The 6,000-nt window shown below is 43.2% G+C and carries 5 protein-coding genes; 2 read left to right on the forward strand and 3 right to left on the reverse strand.

Annotated elements, in window-relative coordinates; all coding sequences use genetic code 11:
* Window positions 1-34: 34 nt before the first annotated feature.
* Both ACFO4R_RS02395 and ACFO4R_RS02400 read right to left on the reverse strand, forming a co-directional pair.
* Complete coding sequence (locus ACFO4R_RS02395) at window positions 35-703, reverse strand: ATP-binding protein (protein ID WP_379787395.1); 669 nt, start codon at window positions 701-703, stop codon at window positions 35-37.
* A gap of 371 nt (window positions 704-1,074) precedes the next feature.
* Window positions 1,075-1,779 carry a B3/B4 domain-containing protein gene (locus ACFO4R_RS02400; RefSeq protein ID WP_379787396.1) on the reverse strand — a complete coding sequence of 235 codons (705 nt, stop codon included), beginning with the start codon at window positions 1,777-1,779 and terminating at the stop codon, window positions 1,075-1,077.
* 645 nt (window positions 1,780-2,424) lie between these two features.
* Between ACFO4R_RS02400 and ACFO4R_RS02405 the strand changes: the two genes are divergently transcribed.
* A complete protein-coding gene (locus ACFO4R_RS02405) occupies window positions 2,425-3,711 on the forward strand; it encodes an amidohydrolase (RefSeq protein ID WP_379787397.1) in 1,287 nt (428 codons plus the stop codon).
* Between the two features lie 401 nt (window positions 3,712-4,112).
* Window positions 4,113-5,180, forward strand: coding sequence for a CAP and S-layer homology domain-containing protein (locus tag ACFO4R_RS02410; protein WP_379787398.1), 1,068 nt, complete (start codon window positions 4,113-4,115; stop codon window positions 5,178-5,180).
* A gap of 704 nt (window positions 5,181-5,884) precedes the next feature.
* On the opposite strand, the gene ACFO4R_RS02415 is transcribed toward ACFO4R_RS02410, so the two are convergent.
* Window positions 5,885-6,000 (reverse strand): EF-Tu C-terminal domain-related protein (locus tag ACFO4R_RS02415; protein ID WP_465254255.1); only part of this gene is annotated, 116 nt, incomplete at its 5' end.

Genomic DNA, 6,000 nt, shown 5'->3' on the forward strand with positions numbered 1-6,000 from the left:
TTGCTTATTTGAATTGTGCAGGATATCCCTTGATCTATAACATCCATTCTTCTCTCATAAAGAGAGAAATGGGAAGAATTGTCCCCTGAACCCTTCCTTCCAATTCCGCTGCAATCTTTTCCAATGCAACTGTGTAGATGACCGGCACCCCCGTTTTTTCATAAACCTGCCGGCATAACACATCCCCCCTCAGCACATCTTCCACACGCGTTGCTTTAAGCATATGGGAGGTGTTAACAAGACCCGTGATTGCTATACCGGATTTGAAAGCAATCTCTTCCATAAATATCACAGCCTTCTCCAGCGTATCGGTTTCGGGACGGTTGCAGTTGAGTACGAAATAGTGCTCACACCCCTTCTCCAACAACATCTCCCTATACCGCCCGATCGTCCTTGCTCCTGCGGCATTGCCTCCAATATCCATAATGAGCTGACACTCGTCATCCTGGATCGGTGCGACTACATCCGCCGCGACCGCCGGTATATCGACCGCATTTGCACGAATTGAACTGGCATAGAGTTTGATCCCCATACGGTTGAGTTCTTCTTCCTTTTCCCTGCTTCTAAAATAAAGGTTAATCACATCCAAATCGACAATGGATACCTTTTCGTGAGTCTGTTTCAACTTCTTTGCCAAATTTAGAGAAAACTCCGTTTTCCCACTCCCGTAATGCCCTGTAACAATACGAATCCTCTTACTCATCTTTCACACCATACCTAACCTATGTAACCATCTATACCATACCTTGTTCAAGGCCCAAAACGAAAACCCGATTCGGTAGCGAAGGATCCTGTTCGACCAAACCATAAAAAATTCTTCCTTGATTCGAAAAGCAAAAGCCCTCAACAAATAGACTTTCCGTTTCTTTTATGTTAGCATTATTTAAAATCAAAAACAACTTAAAACTTAAATAGCAGAATAGTAAAATATTTCTGATACTTATGTAGAAGAAAATTCATTCATTTTCTTTCGACTGAATCTATCAACTGATTTCAGCTTTCATTATCCTTTCATTATCTAAAGAGACAACAGCTTCACGGTCGTCCATAAAGCCATTGTCTCTTCATCCATTACTATAACTCCACGCTCGGCTCGTCCTTGGTCAACAGATGTTGACTTACTGCCGCTCCCAGATATTTTTCTATATGTTCTGCAAGAAAAGAAAGTGCAGCCTTCAGGTCCTCTTCCCTCGAAGGATCTACAGACTCCATAATGACAAAGGCGTTTTTTGTACTGCCTTTAATCATCGTCCTTTCTCCGTCCCTCCAGTTGAAACATCTGCATACCGCTCCCTTATCGTCACGATAGCAAAGTTCTCCCTCCAAGGTCGGAGAAGACTCCGTTTCCCCGATCAGATAGAACTCATCTCCACCGTCGGTAATGCCCAATACCAGATCTCCTTCAAAAGAATCGGAATCTTCCGCACCACAAGGCAGACCGAACTGCAGGGAAGCCGAATTATAGATGTCGACCAAAGGATTGATACTGTTAACGGGGTTCTCTTTCTCCACCCGCTTAAGCAGGGCTTCTATACTACATCTCGCCCCTTTTTTCGTCTTGAACTTCTGATACGCTTCTCTCCAAACCGCAACTGCCGGATTTTCATTAAACTTTCCTTTCACAAGAAACTTCTCAGCTTCCCGGTTACTCTTGGAAAGCAGACTTTTGATCTCTCGGGGTACCTCCTCATCATTGTTCATTCCCTTCACCAGTACCACACCCAACTTCGCCTCGGGAAACAACTGCCAAAAACTTGGATCTGCAATAAACTTGCTCATGGTATCTCTCCTGTTCTCTCAAATATCTCCCGGTATTCCGACATGTTGATATTCGTACTGATTCAACTGTACCGGGAACCCTTCTGCACGATAACGGGGATATCAAATAAGGGTAACCATCAATATGCCTATGCACCGGATCATTATCAAAATCTTTGCCTTTCTTCTTAATTATAGCACAAAATGCACAAAGAGTACGATGTTGCAGTTTTTTTTATTCTTATCTTCCATGCCGGAAAGAAGAATCCGACAATCCTGATGATTTTGGATTTTAGGCTGGTTATCATTTCCTTTTGTTACAAATTCAAGGCGATGAAGTATTTCATGTTAAAATGTGATATACTCTAATTTAGACAAAGGAACTGTCGGAGGACGAAGAGGCGTGTTCTGCTCTTCTCGTATGTAAAAATAATGCCTTGTGCTCAACAAATTCGCAGAATACGAAAGACCATTCACAATCTGACGGTCTCTTGCCTTCTTTAATATTGTTTCCCGAACTAAACGGAAGAGGTGCGGTTCCGTATCGAAAAAATTCCCAAGTGATGCATTCGATTCCTACGAAGACGCTACCGAGGGTTTTTGTTTCATCGAAAAAATTCAAACAAAAAAATCCACACCCCTATCCTAAAATGATTGTGAGGTTATATGAACGAGTATTACAAACAGCTGATTGCTTATAGACGAAAGTTTCATCAAATCGCCGAGCTTGGTTTTTTGGAAATGCAAACCACTATCGAGCTACTTAAGATTGTGCGCAAGCTCCATGTAGAGATCCGTTATGGCCGAAGCATCCACGGACATCGAGACGGTCTTCCTCCCGCAACCGTGATGCAGGCCCACGCTAAGACCCTCGACTTGGAAGGCGTTGACTTTGATATCGAGGATATCAAAAAAGGATACACCGGCCTTATCCTGGACATTGACACCGGAAGGGAGGGACCCAAGATCTGCTTTCGCTTTGACATCGATGCCCTACCCATCCGAGAAACCAGTGATCCTTCCCACCTTCCCAACCAATTGGAGTTCCGTTCTCAAAACGAAGGAAACTGCCATGCCTGTGCCCATGACGGGCATATTTCTCTGGGTTTGGTGCTTGCTCAATATCTCTGTGACCATAGAGAAAGTCTGGTCGGGAGCTATCGTATTATTTTCCAACCTGCGGAGGAAGGAGTCCACGGCGGAAAATCTATGACGGAAAAAGGCTGTGTCGATGAAGTAACCTATATGGTAGGCTCTCATATCGGTCTCAACGAAAAAAGCAATACGGTCGGCGTAGGGACCGAAGGGTTTTTGTCGAGCAAAAAATTTGATGTCACCTACTGGGGACGTTCCGCACACTCCGCCAACAATCCCGAATACGGAAGAAACGCTCTCTTGGGTGCCGCAAGTCTCTGTCTGAATCTGAACGGCCTGATCCAATACAGCAGTTCAAATACCAAACTCAACATTGGCTACTTGAATGCGGGAAACACAAGAAACATCATAGCTCAAGACAGCTTCCTTCAAGGCGAGATCCGTGCGGACCACTACACCACCTTGAAAGATCTCTGGTACAAGGTCGTTCATGCCGTACAGGGAAGCGCCTTGACCTACGGTCTCCAATACCGTATCGATGAAGTGGGCGAAGCGATCGACTTCAAAACCGAACATCCCGACTTTGTCGATCTTATGAACAAAAAACTCAAGGACAGAGGATTTCAAACCAACCTCCGTCCCAGACTGACCGGCTCGGAGGATGTGACCTACATGCTGCGTCGTGTGGAAGAACAGGGCGGAAAGAGCATCCACTTTCTTCTCGGTACGAAGTTGAAAGCCCCTCATCACAACGAGGGTTTTGACTTTGACGAAAACGTTCTCCCGCTGGGATTAAACTTGTTTATCGAGGTCATCTCCATCTTGGTCGAAGATCATCAAAAAACTTGTACCCGATAGAGGTCTTATATCCTTTAAGAAGCTTGCCGACAAAGAGTATGACAACACTCTTTGCAGAGTATACAATCGATCCGGTATTTCAGACATCCTCATCGTTTCTGAGAGCAAGGTTTTGACCGGATAACAGCACCGGCCTGGAGCTCAAAGCAAACGGCGGGCTCTATCCTTTTTTATTTAAGTTCAATTTATGTGTTTTTTGTGTATTTTTTGTGGTAAAATAATCTTTAGTCGAGTTGTTGTACAGAGAATCTAGAGAGCGTTCGTAGCATTTCTATATCCGTTTTCAAAAAGGAACTTATAACAAATGTTCTATCCTTCTTGAATCTCTGGTTACGACTATTCTTACAGGAGTTGTTTTGCCCTTTGTAACCATTTTTCAAATCCAGAAAGGAGTCTTGTTTATGAAGAAAAAGTTAACAGTTTTTTTGGCAGTTTTGATGATGATGACATCTCTCCAAACTGCATGGGCCACAGGTTTGTCCAGAACACAGAAGGTTCAATACCTGTTGTCTCAGGGATGGATCTCAGGAAGGTCTGACGGAGACCTGTCATTAAACTCCTCTATCACCAGAGCGGAGGCCGTCAAGGTTATTATGTCGATGCTCGGTCTCGATAAGGATGCCGGAAAAAACAACCTGAAAAAATCGAGTTTTTCGGATGTTCCCGTGAAACATTGGGCCAACGGTTATATTGTTGAAGCCGTAAGAAGAGGTATCATCTCCGGCTACGACAACGGAACCTTCCGTCCCGAAGGAAAGATCACCTATGCCGAGATCATCTCTGTTCTCGCCGCTTTGCATCCCGAAGAAAACAAGGTCAAAGCAAGCGGACACTGGGCGGAATCTGCCATCAGTTTTGCAAGAAGTAAAAACATCCTCGACGGTGTCAGCTTAACCCGTTATAACTACGACGAAAGTGCAAAACGCGGAGCTGTTTTTGAGATGATCTACAATCTCTCGACCGTTCTCTCCTCGGGTTCAAACAGGATCAAGTCCCATGTGTTCGATGGACAGGAGAATAAAGTTTCTACCTATACCTTCCTCGGCGAAAACGGTTCTGTCGTCACCGTTGAAGGTCAGGTGATCGATCTCGAGGAACAAATGCTGCCTCTTATTAACAACTTGAGAGAACAAAACGGACTTGCTCCCCTCGAAAAAGCAAACGACGATATCTCCCGTTATGCAAAACTGAGAGCGGCAGAGCTTTCTTTCAGCTTCTCAAGAGTTCGTCCCAATGGACAAAACGCACTTTCCGATTCCGTCTTCGACAGCTATTTTGCATTTGAAGAGAACATTGCGGCAGGCTCAGCGGATTCAAAGGCTGCATTCAATCAATGGGCAAACTCTCCTTCCCATAAGAGCATCATCCTTAACGAATCGTTTAAGCATGTTTCCGTCAAACTCTTCCGTTCCACCAAGAAAGACAACAAATATAACGGAATGTACTATGTACAAATCTTTACAAATTAATAGAACTCTAAGACTATTATCCATTTGAATCATTGATGACAACGACTTGTGCTCCACGGGATAGAAGAACTTTCCGTAGTGACAAAAACGATATAACAACATTGTACCGGATAATGGTGTAAATACAGATATACATCAAACAGAGGAGGGCGGATATATCCGCCTTCCTCTGTTTGTTATCATTACCTGTCCGAAGCATTGGTATCAAGGCCCTTTATTCTACGGATCACATTATCTATTAATACTATTCTCCAATAGAAGTATGGATATATCTGTTTTTCAACCCACGAAAAATCAGTTTATCTTCTATGGGTCACAAATTGTTTATATCTATAATTCAAAGGAAGAATAGTATAAAATCTACAGGTTGAATACTTTGAACTTTCACCCTTTATTTTCGGTAATAATATTTCCTTACACTTGTCGTTTTAAGAGGAGAACAGCATATTTTGTACCCGAGGATATCAATACACTTTCCTCAAGGACTTATACTATTCTTCGATAGAAGTATGGTTATATCTGTTTTGCAAGCACGAAAATTCGTTTTCTCTTCTACGGAGTGCAAATCGTTGATATCCACCATTTAAAGGAATAATCGTATTATCTTCTACAGAGTGAAAAGTGTCGCAATTATTTTTCGAAAATTTTTTGCACAAAAAAGACAGAGCATCTCTGCCCTGTCTTCTTCCACATCTTCCGATGTCTTATTCGATAATCTTATCTACGACTCCCGCTCCTACGGTTCTTCCACCTTCGCGGATCGCAAATCTCAATCCTTCTTCACAAGCGATCTTTGTGATCAACTCTACCGTCATTACTA

Origin of the sequence: Filifactor villosus (assembly GCF_042652965.1) — a bacterium.
Lineage (GTDB): Bacteria > Bacillota > Clostridia > Peptostreptococcales > Filifactoraceae > Filifactor > Filifactor villosus.